This window comes from Actinopolymorpha sp. B9G3 (genome assembly GCF_040120725.1).
Classification (GTDB): Bacteria; Actinomycetota; Actinomycetes; order Propionibacteriales; family Actinopolymorphaceae; genus Thermasporomyces.
Window position 1 is genome coordinate 1 of sequence record NZ_JBEEAB010000003.1, and the last position, 13,182, is coordinate 13,182.

General features: G+C 69.4%; 15 protein-coding genes. 5 read left to right on the top strand and 10 right to left on the bottom strand.

The annotated features are described in order from the left end of the window. Nucleotides 1–7 precede the first annotated feature (7 nt). From ABNF93_RS06145 to ABNF93_RS06155, 3 genes are all read left to right on the top strand, one after another. Entirely contained in the window at nt 8–166 is a 159-nt protein-coding gene (locus ABNF93_RS06145) for an MFS transporter (RefSeq protein WP_349327322.1), read from the top strand. A gap of 34 nt (nt 167–200) precedes the next feature. Beyond that, nucleotides 201–767 (top strand): GNAT family N-acetyltransferase, encoded by a 567-nt coding sequence (locus tag ABNF93_RS06150; protein ID WP_349326650.1) that lies wholly within the window; start codon nt 201–203, stop codon nt 765–767. A gap of 77 nt (nt 768–844) precedes the next feature. Next, nucleotides 845–1,930: a Gfo/Idh/MocA family protein gene (locus tag ABNF93_RS06155; protein ID WP_349326651.1), complete on the top strand. Its 1,086-nt coding sequence runs from the start codon at nt 845–847 to the stop codon at nt 1,928–1,930. A 73-nt stretch (nt 1,931–2,003) separates the two neighbouring features. On the opposite strand, the gene ABNF93_RS06160 is transcribed toward ABNF93_RS06155, so the two are convergent. After that, on the bottom strand, nt 2,004–3,038 hold the full coding sequence (locus ABNF93_RS06160) for a GNAT family N-acetyltransferase (protein ID WP_349326652.1): 1,035 nt from the start codon (nt 3,036–3,038) through the stop codon (nt 2,004–2,006). A gap of 276 nt (nt 3,039–3,314) precedes the next feature. On the opposite strand from ABNF93_RS06160, the gene ABNF93_RS06165 reads away from it, so the two are divergent. Next, nucleotides 3,315–4,403, top strand: a complete 1,089-nt coding sequence (locus tag ABNF93_RS06165) for a hypothetical protein (protein ID WP_349326653.1) — start codon at nt 3,315–3,317, stop codon at nt 4,401–4,403. A gap of 82 nt (nt 4,404–4,485) precedes the next feature. Here the strand turns inward: ABNF93_RS06165 and ABNF93_RS06170 are convergent, their stop codons facing one another. The 9 genes from ABNF93_RS06170 to ABNF93_RS06210 form a co-directional block, all read right to left on the bottom strand. Then, nucleotides 4,486–6,069: a DUF4832 domain-containing protein gene (locus ABNF93_RS06170; RefSeq protein WP_349326654.1), complete on the bottom strand. Its 1,584-nt coding sequence runs from the start codon at nt 6,067–6,069 to the stop codon at nt 4,486–4,488. A 38-nt stretch (nt 6,070–6,107) separates the two neighbouring features. Further along, nucleotides 6,108–7,133, bottom strand: coding sequence for a Gfo/Idh/MocA family protein (locus ABNF93_RS06175; RefSeq protein ID WP_349326655.1), 1,026 nt, complete (start codon nt 7,131–7,133; stop codon nt 6,108–6,110). Between the two features lie 146 nt (nt 7,134–7,279). Then, nucleotides 7,280–7,780: a DinB family protein gene (locus tag ABNF93_RS06180; RefSeq protein ID WP_349326656.1), complete on the bottom strand. Its 501-nt coding sequence runs from the start codon at nt 7,778–7,780 to the stop codon at nt 7,280–7,282. A gap of 79 nt (nt 7,781–7,859) precedes the next feature. Beyond that, complete coding sequence (locus ABNF93_RS06185) at nt 7,860–8,705, bottom strand: ABC transporter permease (protein WP_349326657.1); 846 nt, start codon at nt 8,703–8,705, stop codon at nt 7,860–7,862. Next, nucleotides 8,702–9,727, bottom strand: a complete 1,026-nt coding sequence (locus tag ABNF93_RS06190; RefSeq protein ID WP_349326658.1) for an ATP-binding cassette domain-containing protein — start codon at nt 9,725–9,727, stop codon at nt 8,702–8,704. The genes ABNF93_RS06185 and ABNF93_RS06190 overlap by 4 nt, the downstream gene beginning before the upstream one ends. A gap of 75 nt (nt 9,728–9,802) precedes the next feature. Continuing rightward, nucleotides 9,803–10,306, bottom strand: coding sequence for an SRPBCC family protein (locus ABNF93_RS06195; protein ID WP_349326659.1), 504 nt, complete (start codon nt 10,304–10,306; stop codon nt 9,803–9,805). A 63-nt stretch (nt 10,307–10,369) separates the two neighbouring features. Further along, complete coding sequence (locus ABNF93_RS06200; protein WP_349326660.1) at nt 10,370–11,290, bottom strand: SRPBCC family protein; 921 nt, start codon at nt 11,288–11,290, stop codon at nt 10,370–10,372. Continuing rightward, on the bottom strand, nt 11,287–11,661 hold the full coding sequence (locus tag ABNF93_RS06205; RefSeq protein ID WP_349326661.1) for an ArsR/SmtB family transcription factor: 375 nt from the start codon (nt 11,659–11,661) through the stop codon (nt 11,287–11,289). The genes ABNF93_RS06200 and ABNF93_RS06205 overlap by 4 nt, the downstream gene beginning before the upstream one ends. Nucleotides 11,662–11,734: 73 nt before the next feature. Further along, nucleotides 11,735–12,115 (bottom strand): VOC family protein, encoded by a 381-nt coding sequence (locus tag ABNF93_RS06210; RefSeq protein ID WP_349326663.1) that lies wholly within the window; start codon nt 12,113–12,115, stop codon nt 11,735–11,737. A gap of 132 nt (nt 12,116–12,247) precedes the next feature. Here ABNF93_RS06210 and ABNF93_RS06215 point away from each other — a divergent pair, with 132 nt between their 5' ends. Continuing rightward, complete coding sequence (locus tag ABNF93_RS06215; protein WP_349326665.1) at nt 12,248–13,171, top strand: glycosyltransferase family 2 protein; 924 nt, start codon at nt 12,248–12,250, stop codon at nt 13,169–13,171. Nucleotides 13,172–13,182 lie beyond the last annotated feature (11 nt).

The following is a 13,182-nucleotide window of genomic DNA, read 5'->3' on the forward strand; positions in this document are numbered from 1 at the left end:
ACAGTGGCTGGCGAACTTCACCGTCTCGACGACGTTCCCGACGCTGCAGGCGATCGGCCTCGGATTCGCGTACGGCATCTACACGTTCTTCGCGGCACTCTCCCTGGTGTTCGTGGTGAGGCGCATCAGGGAGACGAAGGGCCGGGAGCTGGAAGAAATGCAGTGAGCTGGCGTCCTGACAGCGGCTAGCCTCACTCGTCATGACACCAGCCTCATCGACGTCGCCAGCGCGGATCCGGGCGGAGCGGGACGCCGACCGCGAGGACGTGCACACGGTCCATGCTCAGGCATTCGGCGGGGACGAGGTGGTTCCCCGGCTCGTCGAGGCGCTACGGGCTGCCGAGGCTCCGATCGGTCCGCTGTCCTACGTCGCCACCGTCGACGACGTCATCGTGGGCCACGTCCTGCTGAGCGCCTGCCGGCTCGACGCACCCCACCGACTGGTGGACGTGCTCACCCTGTCGCCGCTCGGGGTGCTCCCTGACCACCAGAATCGCGGCATCGGTACGCACCTCGTCGCGCACGCCCTCGCGGCCGCCGACGCCCACGGAATACCGCTCGTCTTCCTCGAGGGGTCGCCGGACTTCTACGGTCCCCGGGGTTTCGAAAGAGCCGACACGGTGGGATTTCGTCCGCCGTCGCTGCGAATTCCGCCGCCAGCGTTCCAGGTCGCCCGGTTGCGGTCGTACGAGCCGGAGATGACCGGCACGTTCGTCTACTCGCAGACATTCTGGGACCTCGACTGCGTGGGGCTCCGCGACGGTTGAGACCGTCGTCTGCGACCGACGTCCGGTAGCTTTCTCGGGCGGCGGGGTCGGCAGTGGGGTCAGGAAAGGGCGTACGGATGGGGACGTGCACGACGTTCAGCATCATCGGCGGCGGAGGTTTCCGGGCACAGTATTTCCTCCGGATCGCCCGCGCCCTTCCCGAAACGTTTCGGGTGGCCGGGATGGTCGTCCGTGACGAGGCGCGCGGGCGGGCCATGCAGCAGGAGTGGGGTGTCGCGACCTATCGGAGCCTGGAATCCCTTCTGGCGCAGGAAGAACCGAGTTTCGTCGTCGTCTCCGTGAGCCCGGCCGCCTGCGCCGACTATCTCCGGCAGTTGGCGGCACTCGCCATCCCCGCCCTCGCCGAGACGCCACCCGCCCCGGACCTCGCCGGCCTGGTCCGGCTCCACGAGGACCTGACTACGGCGGGCGCCAAGGTGCAGGTCGCCGAGCAGTACCAGTTCCACCCGCTCAACCAGGCCCGGCTGGCGCTCATCGCCGAAGGCCGGCTTGGCCCCGTCACCCAGGCCACCATCTCGATCTCCCACCTCTACCACGCGGCCAGCCTCATGCGGGTCATGCTGGGCGTGGGTTTTGCCGACGCGGAGATCCGCGGGATGCGGTTCGTCTCCGACTGGGTGGCCGGACCGAACCGGAGCGGGCCGCCGACGGAGGACGTCCTCGTATCCTCCGAACGCGACCTGGCCTGGCTCGACTTCGGCGACCGGCTCGGGATCTACGACTTCACCGGCAACCAGCACCGCTCCTGGATCCGGTCGAACCACCTCTCGGTCCGGGGCCAGCGCGGCGAGATCTTCGACGAGCGGGTCCGCATCCAGGATCCCTCGTGTACGCAGCTGGACTACTCGCTCACGCGGGTCAACAAGGGCGAGTGGGAGAACCAGGAGGGCTACTTTCTGGCCGGGATCACGGCCGGCGACCGCTGGGTGTACACGAATCCGTTCCAGCCGGGCCGGCTCTACGACGACGAGATCGCGATCGCGACCTGCCTGGCCAAGATGGGGGAGTACGTCGCGGGTGGGCCGGACTTCTACGGGCTGCCCGAGGCGTCGCAGGACCACTATCTCGGCACGATGATCGAGCGGGCGGTGCGTACGGGTGAGGTCATCCGCACCACCCGCCAACCCTGGGCGACCGAGTAACCGCGAGGCTCCTGATGGTGCCCTGGCGCCGGTGGTCAGGCCCCAGGCGTTCGTCCCGGATCGAAGATCATCTTCAGGAGCGCGCGATCGCGTGGAGCGCGAACGGTGCGCCCTCCTGGACCCCCTCGACACCTTCCACCAGACCCTCGCCGGGGAACTCGCCCACGTACTCCATGCCGAGACGTCCCATCACCGCACGCGACCGGGTGTTGTGGCGTTCGGTGAAAGCGACCACCTCGTTCGCGCCCAGCGTGTCGAACGCGTACCTCAGCCCGGCCCGACCCAGCTCCGTGGCAAGCCCTCGTCCCGACGCCGACGTGCGGATCGCCCAACCGAGCTCGAGCCGCTGTCGCGCCCACGCTCGCCCCCGGTGGCCCAGCGCCGTCTCGATCCGCCGCGTCACCTCGGCCTCGGACGCCATCCGCGACAGACCGCCCCTTCCCACCAACTCACCGTCGCCGCCCAGTTCACCGGCGCCCGTGCGGCGACCGGACCGTTCGTACGCCATCCACTTGCAGACGCCGTCGGCCTCCCACGCCTCGCCCATGCGGACCGCGCAGCGGCGGGCCTCGTCGGTGCTCCACCGGCCGGCGTACCAGAAGGCGACGTTGGCGTCGTCGTGGAGGCGTACCAGATCGTCGGTGTGGCCAGGTCCGACGGGCTCCAGCCGCAGCCGCTCGGTGAGCCGCATCCGGACCGCTTTGCCGACGATGTCGCGGAGGCGCCGGTCGTTGTCGGTACGCCCGACCATCATCAGGTCGAGGTTGTCCGGGCCGACCCAGGCGTACTCATCGTGTTTGCCCTCCTCCAGCCGGGGCGCGGACAGGTCGCCCGTTACCTGCACGAGATAGTCGAGCTCCCGGCGTACCACCCCGTCCCACTCCCATTCCCAGTCGGCGATCATCGCCTCGATGTGGGCGAGCTTCCAGCCGGTCTCTTCGTTGAGCTCTCTGGCAAGTGCCTGCTCGGGCGTCTCGCCGGCTTCGACGTGGCCGCCGACGACATCCCAGATTCCGGGGAGTACGCGGCGGTGTGGGCTTCTGCGCTGCACAAAGATCCGGTGGTGGTCGTCGTGGATGAAGGCGCCGACACAATCCGGTTCGCGCATGACCGGCACGCTAGCCCACACCGCCGTACCGACCCCCACCGACGACACGGTGATCCTGAAAGTTCCCGGAACACACAAGGCGAGGACTCGTGATTTGCCGCGGCGCGGGTTCGTCCGTGAGCCGGCTCACGTGCCGGTCCTCCGGCGTAGACGTCCCGCGCGCGGCACCTTAGGATCAGCCTGGCTCGCGTGGCCGGCAACTCGGCCGCTGCCTGGCAGTGGGTGCTGAGCATCAGGCCACGTCGAGGTCACGCTTTCGACAGATTCGGGGGGACGATGGGACGGCGATCGGCGAACCTACTTCTGTCGATCTCAGCCCTGCTCACTTTCACCGCCGCCTGCGGCGGTGCGCCGCAGACCGAGGAAAACTCCCCGCCGCCTGGCGAAGAGGAGCCGGGTTTCGAGATGCCGGCCGAGCCCAAGTTCTTCGACGAGTGCCGACTGCTGCTTCCCGAGGACTTCGACGACGCCCTCGACACCAAGCCTCACCAGGTCACCGCGCGATCGGTTCGCCAGACCGAGCGTGGGTGGAGCTCGACGTGCGGGTACATGACGGGTGACAGCCTCGGCGCCTACACCTCGAGTGTCGAGGTGACCACGGATACGACGTCCGCGGACTTCGAGGCGAGCCAGCAGACGCGACCGCGCAGTGGACTCGAGAAGTACCCCGACGCCAAGCCGCGCGAGGTCGCCCAGCTCGGTGACGACGCCTGGACGCAGACGACCTACGTACCAGTCGTCGGCCGCGACAACAGCCAGCGGCTGGCTCCACAGACGGTCGATGTGCACGTGCTGCAGGGCACTGTCGCGATCGTCGTACGCCTGCACGTCGCGAAGGACGCGAAGCCGGATGTCCCGGCGGCCATCGAGTTGGCACGGACGGCCCACTTCCGGTTGCCCGATCCGCTCCGGGTCGAGCCGAAGAAGATCGAGCAGCCGTGTACGAAGGTCGACCTGAAGCTCGCCGGCACCGTCCTCGGGGCCGAGGAGTTCAGCGGGCAGCGATCGGTGCGGACGAACGACCGGAAGTTCGCCTGCGACTTCACCGCGCGAGGTGTGGCGCTCTCGATCACCAGCGGTGACTCGTCGGAGGACTCGACGAACTTCGAGGCGAGCAAGGCCGGTGGTCAGGCGCTCGACGGGATCGGCGACCAGGCGTACTACTTCGGCTCACCCATGGACGGAACGTTCGTCAAGGTCGGAGACCAGGTGCTCTCGATCTTCGGTGTGAACGCCGACCAGGCGGCCGAGACGGGCACCGACGGCGCGGGCCCGGGTTCAGGTGGTGGCAACCAGTCCGGCACCCAGGACCCGACCGAGGACGAACTCGCGTTCCTCCGTTCAGTCGCCGACGCCCTGACCTGACCCACCAGCCCACGCCCTTCCACCGCACGCCCACGCCCTGCGCCTGCTGCGAGGGCTCGGACCCTGAGCAGCGCCGTCATGGTCACCGTGCCCCGGCCGTCGCCACCTGACCCGGCAGCAGAGCGCCGTTGCAGCCACCCGTCGACGGCTGGTCCCAGCCGACCACCAGCGTGTGGCCGAGGTCGTTCGCCCCGGTCGCCGCGTCCCAGACGCCAGCGTTGGCGAGCTGGATGGCGTACGCCGAGTGGTAGCTCATCCCCGGCACTCCCGGCAAAGGCGTGTCCGACCGTAGCCGGGGCTCGGGTGCCGGCAGGTCGAGCAGCAACCGATACTCGCCCGGCGGCACGGCGGCGCAGGCCTTCACCGCCACGTCGGCCGTCGTACCCGCCGCCCACTGCCGGGGATCGGTGTCCAGCCGGACGGCGTACGTCTTGTGCTCACCCTCCAGCACGAGCTTGACGTCCCGCGGGTTGTACGGTGCGGCCCAGCCGTCGTTGCGCAAGCCGAGGTTGACAGTGAACGCCCTCCCCGGTCGTACGCCCTCGGTGAACGAACCCTCGGTCAGCGCCAACCGGTAACCCAACCGCCGCTTGGTTTCCTCGATCCCGGCCTCGCCCCAACTGCCCAGCACATCGCGGTTGTAGTCGGTGTTGAGGTAGCTGTAGTGGTAGCGCGCCATCTCCGCCGACGCACTCGGCCACTCCGATCGCGGGGGGTTGACGTTGCAGGTCTCCCCGCCCATGGGGACGAAGTTCGTCTCCTGGCCGAGGTACTCCTGGTCGAGCGTGATCGGGTCGGACAGGAACGTCCCGAAGTCGTCCGGGCTGGCCAGGAAGCAGTCGTTGTGGTGACCGATCCGGGCGGCGGGCGAGCCGTCGAACGCCTCCTCCGCCGTCAGCGCACCCTCCACACCGCTCGGCCGGCTCAGTGCCTTCTGCTTCATCAGCATGGTGCGCACCTGGATCGTCCGGTCCTTCGGCAGCGCCTTCAGCAGCGCGAGGAAGACGTCGCGCCGGTTCGCCCAGTCCTCCTCGGTGACAGTGCCGGGATCGGTCGGGTCGGCGACGAAGTGGTCGGTGTAGTAGCCCTCACCCCACAGGCCGATGAACCCGCTCTGCACGGTCGCGATCACGTCGGCGTTCTCGCGCAACACGGGCGTGAGCTGGGCGATGTGCGACAGGACCCGTGCCTTGGGCGCGTCGCCGTACGGCGGTTGGTAGGGCCAGTCATCCTTCGGCTGGGCGTACGCGAACCGCACGATCACCTTGACGCCCGCGTCACGTGCGGTGGCGAAGTCGGCGCGGAGCAGGTCGAGGTATGCCCGGTCGAGCGTGTCCACGTCCGCGAACTTCTCCAGGTAGATCACCCGCAGGATCTGGGTGATCTGTTCGTCCTGCCGCCAGGTGGCGAGGCGTGCGCCGTCGAGCGGCACGTAGCCGGATCCGTCGGCGCGGTAGTGGGTCTCGGTGTGGTGGTAGAAGCCGCGTTCGGGGTTGGCCAGGTTGGCGTCGCTGGGTTCGTACGCACGCACGACGCGGTTGTCGGCACTCTCCTTCGGGGCGGGGGCGTCGAGTGCCACCTGCGCGGCCGTGGCGGCTGGTGCGATCGACGCACAAACCATGGCCACCCCGCAGAGCACAGCCGGAACGGCGAGCAGCTTCCTCATGACGGGCTCCCTTCCCCTACCCGCTGCGGGTGACGTCCTCACCCGGCGGCGGATCCGAGCTGAACTGGTACCCCCGCCTCGATGCTCTGGTGGATCGCGGCCACGACGGTCGTCACGACGACCGCCTCGGCAACTGTGGGTACGTCGTCCGGCCGGCGCGCACCGGTCAGCAGGTCGACGAAACTGCGGGCGATCTCAGCGGCGACGCCGATGACGCGGCCATCATCCTCCAATGTGGCGTGGTGCAGCCACTGGTAGCGGGGGCCGGCCATGGACACACCCTCGTCGGCCCCGTCGATCTGCAGCGCCGCTCGCTCGCCGACGAGTTCGTACCGGAAGTCGAAAACGCTGGGATAGGACTCGGGCAGCATCCAGTGCGACTGGAGCGTGAGCGTGGTGTCGTCGGTGAACGTCACCAGGGCGTGGATTCCGTCGTACGTGTCGATCCCGGACGCCGCCATCACCCGGCGCAGGCCGGTGGCGTAGACCGTCTTCGGCCGCTTGCCCGACAGCCACAACGCCAGATCGACGGTGTGCGGCATCAGGAACCATCCGGGCGTGGTGCGTGCCGCCCACGACAGCATCGTCCGCGGCACGAACGTGGTGTCGTTGAGGTGCGCGCACTGGAACAGCACGTCGCCGACAGCGCCGGACCTCACCTGCTGGCGGGTGAGGACGAAGCGGGGGTTCCAGCGGTTCTCGAAGGCCACCATGGCCTTGGTACCCGTTTGCTGCACAGCCTCGTGGATCTGCTCGGCCTCGGCGACGTCGGTGGCGAGCGGCTTCTCGATCAGCAGGCCGACGCCCGTGCGGGCCGCCTCGACGGCGGCGTCGCGGTGGGCGAAGTCGGGTGTCGCCACGACGAGCCCCGCGAGACCGGGCGACGCGGCGAGCAGGGCCCGGTGATCCGGATGGGCCGCGGCTCCGAACTCTGCCGCGAACGCCTCACCCGCCGCCGAGTTCGCGTCGGCAACCGCGACGATGCGTACGTCCGGGATCTGGCGCAGCGCGCGGGCGAACAGCCGCCCGCGCAGGCCCGCGCCCACCACACCGATGTCGAGCACGTACGCATCGAAGCACGTTCCGTCGACGCCGGCCAGCCGCGAGCAGGTTCATCCTTCGGCGCAGCAGGCGTGCCGGCTCTCGTGCACGTCATTGTCCGTCAAGGACGCGGCGCTGCCGAGCTTCGGTACCGCCACGAGGGGATAGCTCACTCGCCGGTCGTGCCGTCGATGCGTTCCCGGATGAGGTCGGCATGGCCGTTGTGGCGGGCGTACTCCTGGATCACCTTGAGCAGGTTCCACCGCACCGCGCGGCCATTGCCGGGACTCGTCGCGTCGAACGATGCGACACCGGCGAGGAGATTGTCGACGCGCCGGCGCTCCTCGTGCCATCGGTCGAGGGACGGCCGTGTCATCGCCGGGGTGAGGCCGACGATGTCACCGTCCGGCGCGTCGTCCGTGCAGTAGATGAGTCGAAATGGCCCGTCGTCGGCGCCGCCGAGCGCGAAGGCGAGGTACGCGTGCTCCATCTCGGTCATGTGGCGGACAAGGCCGAGCAGCGAAAGGTCCGATGGCGGCGCGGACGCGATCACCAAGTCGCCGTCGCCGAGACCCTCGCACTTGGCGGCCAACGCGTCCCGGTGAAACGCCAACCAGCCGACCAGCAGGTCGCGCTCGGCGACGTCGCCGGGTTCGGACGCTCTCTCCACCCGAGTCACCCTAATCCCGACCTCGGACTGGTGGCGCCTGGTCGCCGTCGACCGCGACCTCCACCAGCGGGGATAGTCCCTAGCTCTTCGTCCGGTAGAGCCGCATGGTGATCGGTCCGAAGACCGCGACCAGCAGCACGCAGGCGAGGAACACCCAGCCGAGCTGGCCGGTCGTCACGGTCCCGTGCATGAGCCCGCGGGTCGCCGTCGCCAGATGGCTGATCGGGTTCACGTCGACGAACGCCTGCAGCCATCCCGGCATGGTCCGCGGGTCGACGAAGATGTTGCTCCCGAACGTCAACGGGAACAGCACCATCATGCTCCAGCCCATCACGGAGTTCGGGGTGCGCAGGATGAGGCCGAGCGCGGCCCACACCCAGGCGAGGCTGAACGAGAACACCAACAGGAGCAGCACCGCCAGCACGACACCGGTGAGCCCCGCTCCCGGCCGGAACCCCATGACGACGCCGAGCACGACGACGACGATCGACGCGAGGGAGTAGCGCACCACGTCGCCCAGGAGGGCGCCGACCAATGCGGCGGGCCGCCAGATCGGCAGCGAACGGAACCGGTCGAACACCCCTTTGGAGATGTCGGTGTTCAGCGCGACGCCGGTGTACATCGTGATCATGGTGACCGTCTGCACGAGGATGCCGGGCAGGAAGTACTGCAGGTAGGCGTCGGTCGAGCCGGCCAGCGCCCCGCCGAACAGATACGTGAACATCAGCGTGAGCATGACCGGGAAGGCGGTGACGTCGAAGAGCTGCTCCGGCACGTGCTTGATCTTCAGCAGGGCACGCCAGCCGAACGTCAGCGAGACCGACACCGGGTGAGGCCGTGGCGGGCGACTCCCCGAGGACAGAGCGGTGCGAAGAGCGCCGGCGTCGGCGAGCTCGGAGGACGCGGGTGCGGTCGGCGTACTCATGCGGCGCCTCCTTCGGCAGCCCCCGCGGGTTGCCTGTCAGCGTCTCCCGGCTCGGCCGGATGGCCGGTCAGGGCCAGGAACACCTCGTCGAGGCTCGGCTGGCCGAGCGAGAAGTGTCCGACCGCCACACCCGACCGGGACAACTCGGCGAGCGCCTGTGCGACCCGCTCTCCCGCTTCGTTCCCGTCTGCACCTGTGCCGACCCGCGCCGACAGTGCGGAAGGGTCGGACTCCAGATGGGCTTGGGCGCCGAGTGCGGCCGACAGCACCCGCGCCGCCTCGGGTCGCTGGGAGGGGTCGAGCAGTCGCACGTGGACCGCTCCCGCACCGACCGAAGCCTTCAGCTCGCCACTCGTGCCCTCCGCGATGATCTTGCCGTGGTCGATGACGGCGATCCGGTCGGCGAGTTTGTCGGCCTCGTCGAGGTACTGCGTCGTCAGCAGCACGGTCGTGCCCTCGGCCACAAGCGCCCGCACGATGTCCCACACCTGGTTGCGGCTGCGTGGGTCGAGGCCGGTGGTCGGTTCGTCGAGGAAGATCAGGTCGGGGGTGATGACGATGCTCGCCGCGACGTCGATCCGGCGCCGCATGCCGCCGGAGTAGGTCTTCACCTGCTTGCCGGCCGACTCGGCGAGTCCGAACGCCTCGAGCAACTCGTTCGCCCGCTCCCTCGCGCGTGGCCGCGAATAGCCCAGCAGGCGCGCGAGCAGGATGAGATTCTCCATGCCGGTGAGATCCTCGTCGACCGAGGCGAACTGTCCGGTCAGGCTGACCCGGCTGCGCACGTCATCGGCAGCGCGTACGACGTCGTGGCCGAGGACCCGCGCGGTGCCCCCGTCGGGCGGGATCAGGGTGGCGAGCATCCGGATGGTCGTGGTCTTGCCGGCGCCGTTCGGACCGAGGAAACCGTAGACACCGCCAGGAGGTACGGCGAGGTCCACGCCGTCGACCGCCCGGGTCTGACCGAAAACCTTGACGAGCCCGGACGCCTCGATGGCGAGCTCGGCGGGTGCTGCGTTCATGTCTCTCCTTGCGACACGCCCGGATCGGGCGCCCGTGCCAGGTCCAGAGAGCACTCCGGCCAGGCGTTCGGAACACTAATCGATGCTGCCGACATACTCGCCGGTGAGCGCATCCGCGCGCTCCCACGGCGACCAGTCGATCTCCCGCTCGTCGAGCTGGGCAGCGACGACCTCCAGCCCGGCATGCCACCCGGCCGCCGCGGGCGCCGCCATGGCGCGGTCGTCGAAGACGTTGGTGAACACCAGGCGGCATCCGCCCACACCGTCGGCGGTCAGCTCCCAGCGCAGGACCTCAGCGTCCCAGGTGTACTCCAGCAGGTGTGGTGGATCGACCCGGGTGATCTCGCCGGTCGCGGCCTGGTCCTCGGTCATGCCGTACCTGCGTACCTGCTCGGCGGTGGGCAGGAACCGGAGCGTCGCGCCCGGTCTCAGATCGAAGTCGACCACCGCCGGGAACCACGCGCGCAGGTGCTTGGCCTCGGTGATCGCCCGCCACACCTTCTCGGGTGGGTGGGCGTAGCGGCGTTCGAAGCGCAGTGCGTACCTTCCGTCGTCGGTGGTCGCCAACGTGCCCAGCATGGTGATCGGGTCCTTCCAGTACGTACGGCGTCGAGGGGACAGGCGCGGCGGGCGGGCCTCGGTTCAGTCGGCCATGCCGCGCAACTGGGCGGCGAGCTCGTCGATGCGCGAGCGCCAGGCGGCGAGCGCGCGGGACCGCTCGGTGACCAGATCCTCAGGCCCGGTCTGGGAGAGGATCAGGCGGGCACCGTGTCCGGTCCCGGTGGTCAGCTCCCACCGGACGGTCCCGGCCACGCCTGAAGGCCCCGCTGCACCGGATGGTCCTGTGGTGTCCGCGGGTGCGTCGTCGCCGTCGAAGTACCAGCTGTACTCCAGCACCGTCTGGCGCTCCACCGCGGTGACTGCGCCGGGACGGAAACCCGCCACCGTGAACTCACCAGGAACCGCGCCGCCCACCGCCAAGGCGTCTGCCCCGTCGCTGACGAGCAGCTTCCAGACCGACTCGGCCGGCTGGGTGAGCTGGCGTTCGAACCGGACCCGCCAGCCGCCGGGTGTCGCCTCCGCCGTGCCCTCGTCCAGCCCGAACGCCGTGACGAGACCGTCGTGCAGCTCCGCTGACGGCCGTACATGGTGGATCGGCTGACCAGCGACCACCAGCTCCAGGGCGTCGAGGCACTGCCGCCACCCCGAGGCGAAGCTCGCCGCGCCAAAGCGGTCGTCGAAGGTGTGGGTGAAGACCAGCAGGCACCCGTCGTCATGCGGGCGCAGCTCCCAGCGCAGCAGGTCGTCGACCCAGGTGAACGCGAAGACGCGTGGTCGGTCGAGTTCGACGATGGTGCCGTCGACGCTGGGCCCCCCTCCGTCGCCCACGTCGAAGCTGACCTTCGCTCCCAGTTCGAGCTCCATCTCCACGGTCGCGGGGAACCACTGGCTCAGCTCGGCAGGTTCGGTGACCGCCCGCCAGACTTTCTCCGGCGGATGGCCGAGGCGGCGTTCGATCCGCAGCATCGGTCGACCGTCGACGGTGAGGAGCGTTTCGTTCATGAGAGGTCCTTCTCCTGCTGCGATCCTGGAACATCGTCGTCGCGTTCCTGGGGCGACACCGGAGTGTCGGGCATCGTGTCGAGGTGGCGTTCGAGAGCGTCGAGGCGGTCGGCCCACAGCCGCCGGTACGGCGCGAGCCAGGCATCGAGCTCGACGAGGGGCTCGGGCCGCAGTTCGTACCACCGGCGTTGGGCGTCCGGACGGACCCGGACCAGCCCCGCCTCGCGCAGCACCCGCAGGTGCTTGGAGGTTCCGGGCTGGGAGAGCCCGAGCTGGCCGGTGAGCTCACCCACCAACCGGGGACGCTCGAGCAGGAGGTCGAGGATCCGCCGCCGGGTGGGCTCGGCGAGAACGTCGAAGGGCGCGGACATGACGACGAACATACCACGACGGTTATATATCTAGACGGGTACGTACGGCAGGAACGCCGTTCTGCGGGCGTGCCTACCCGGCCGCCACAGGCCGGGGCCCTTTGGACATGTCGAGGATGCAGAGCTGCGTCCCGAACGGATCGTCGAGCAGCGCGCACCAGCCGATCCTGATCTCGAACGGCGCGACGCGCAGTGCACACCCCTGCCCGACGAGCGCGTCGCAGGCGAGGCGTACGTCCTCGACGAGGTAATGGACGTTCAGCGGCCCCGGCACGCCTGGGTCGTCGTGCAGGACGAGTTCGGCATCGGTCTCGGGAAAGCCGAGGCCGACGGTCTGGTGCCCACCGTCGGCGTCGGACCAGAGCCGCCGCAGCCCCATGACCCCGACGTAGTAGTCCGCCGCGGCGCTCACGTCCTCGACGCGGACCATGACGCAGTCGATCTTCCTCAGCATGCTCGCCATTCTGTAACGACGGCGTCGGGCGCGCTCCGGGGTGCGGGGAGTTCCCACCCCGGTCGGTTACGATCCAGTTCCGTCCCCTTCATGTCCCGGTCACGATGCTGTCGTGCCGCGCGAGGAGGCCCAGTGGTGGTCTACGGCCAGCTGCAGGACTCGGCCCGCCCGGTCGATGCTGCCGCGCCGAGGATCGCCGCGGTCATCGTGACCATGGGTACGCGGCCCGCCGAACTCACAGCCCTGTTGGAGTCCGTACGTACGCAGGAAGGTCCGCCGGTGCGGATCGTCGTCGTCGGAAACGGCACGCCACTGCCCGGCATGCCCCCAGGCGTCGAGGCGATCGAGCTACCGGAGAACCTCGGCCTGCTCGCGGGACGCAACATCGGACTCGCCGCACTGCGGACGCACGGGAACGTCGATGTCGTGATGTACCTCGACGACGACGGCCTTCTGCTCGATGCCCACACGGCCGAGAAGCTGCGCGAGGCGTTCGCCCGCGATCCTGTGCTGGGGATCGTGGGGTTCCGGATCGCCGACGAGCAGGGCACGACACAGCGCCGCCACGTGCCACGGTTGCGGGCGCGAGATCCGCAGCGGGCATCGGAGGTGACCACGTTCCTCGGCGGCGGCAACGCGATCCGGATGGCCGTCGTCGACCAGACCGGCACCTGGCCGGAGGAGTTCTACTGGGCGCACGAGGAGACCGACGTCGCGTGGCGCGCCCTCGACGCCGGCTGGCGGATCGACTACCGGCCCGACATCGTGCTCCAGCACCCGAAGACCTCGCCGGCCCGGCACGGATCGACCTACTACCGGCTGACCGCGCGCAACCGGGTCTGGCTGGCCCGGCGCCATCTGCCGGCCGTCCTCGTCCCTATCTACCTCGGCACCTGGATCGTGGTGACGCTGCTCCGGCGGCCGCCGTGGGCGGGGCTTCGGCAGTGGTGCGCCGGCTTCGTCGACGGTTGGCGGAGCTTCTCCGGCGTCCGGCGGCCGATGAGGTGGCGGACCGTCTGGCGCATGACCCGGCTCGGCCGCCCACCGGTTGTCTGACAGCCAGGGAC

Excerpts from the sequence above, each read along its gene's own strand:
- ABNF93_RS06150 (WP_349326650.1), top strand. The coding sequence starts at position 201 with ATGACACCAGCCTCATCGACGTCGCCAGCGCGGATCCGGGCGGAGCGG.
- ABNF93_RS06155 (WP_349326651.1), top strand. The coding sequence starts at position 845 with ATGGGGACGTGCACGACGTTCAGCATCATCGGCGGCGGAGGTTTCCGG.
- ABNF93_RS06160 (WP_349326652.1), bottom strand. The coding sequence starts at position 3,038 with ATGCGCGAACCGGATTGTGTCGGCGCCTTCATCCACGACGACCACCAC.
- ABNF93_RS06165 (WP_349326653.1), top strand. The coding sequence starts at position 3,315 with ATGGGACGGCGATCGGCGAACCTACTTCTGTCGATCTCAGCCCTGCTC.
- ABNF93_RS06170 (WP_349326654.1), bottom strand. The coding sequence starts at position 6,069 with ATGAGGAAGCTGCTCGCCGTTCCGGCTGTGCTCTGCGGGGTGGCCATG.
- ABNF93_RS06185 (WP_349326657.1), bottom strand. The coding sequence starts at position 8,705 with ATGAGTACGCCGACCGCACCCGCGTCCTCCGAGCTCGCCGACGCCGGC.
- ABNF93_RS06190 (WP_349326658.1), bottom strand. The coding sequence starts at position 9,727 with ATGAACGCAGCACCCGCCGAGCTCGCCATCGAGGCGTCCGGGCTCGTC.
- ABNF93_RS06195 (WP_349326659.1), bottom strand. The coding sequence starts at position 10,306 with ATGCTGGGCACGTTGGCGACCACCGACGACGGAAGGTACGCACTGCGC.
- ABNF93_RS06200 (WP_349326660.1), bottom strand. The coding sequence starts at position 11,290 with ATGAACGAAACGCTCCTCACCGTCGACGGTCGACCGATGCTGCGGATC.
- ABNF93_RS06205 (WP_349326661.1), bottom strand. The coding sequence starts at position 11,661 with ATGTCCGCGCCCTTCGACGTTCTCGCCGAGCCCACCCGGCGGCGGATC.
- ABNF93_RS06210 (WP_349326663.1), bottom strand. The coding sequence starts at position 12,115 with ATGCTGAGGAAGATCGACTGCGTCATGGTCCGCGTCGAGGACGTGAGC.